We start from the raw sequence: 309 nt of genomic DNA on the forward strand, positions 1-309 counted from the left end.
GGCCTGGGTCAAGCAGTTCCGCACCGCCGACGAGGCCGGGCGCTACCGCAGCGATGGCCTCGACCTGACCGTCGTCCAGCCGTTGCTGCGCGATGCGGGCTGGGACGTCACCACCGCGCCGCTGCGCCTGGCACGTCTCTCCGAAGACGCCAATCGCCTGCAACTCAAGGCCAGCGTGTCGCAGACCATCAGCCAGGTCATCGGCGCCTACCGGGAGCTGCTGCGCGCCCAGGAGCAGGCGCGCATCGCTCGCGAAGCCTTGGCGCGGACCCAGGAGCTGCTCGAGGTCAACCGGGCGATGATCCGCGC

At 70.9% G+C, this 309-nt stretch carries 1 protein-coding gene; it reads left to right on the forward strand.

Annotated elements, in window-relative coordinates; all coding sequences use genetic code 11:
- A partial coding sequence (locus tag ACLJNW_RS24170; protein ID WP_410961213.1) for a TolC family protein occupies nt 1–309 on the forward strand: 309 nt, incomplete at both ends.

Source organism: Salmonella sp. SAL4457 (assembly GCF_046548235.1).
Taxonomy (GTDB): Bacteria; Pseudomonadota; Gammaproteobacteria; order Enterobacterales; family Enterobacteriaceae; genus Salmonella; species Salmonella enterica.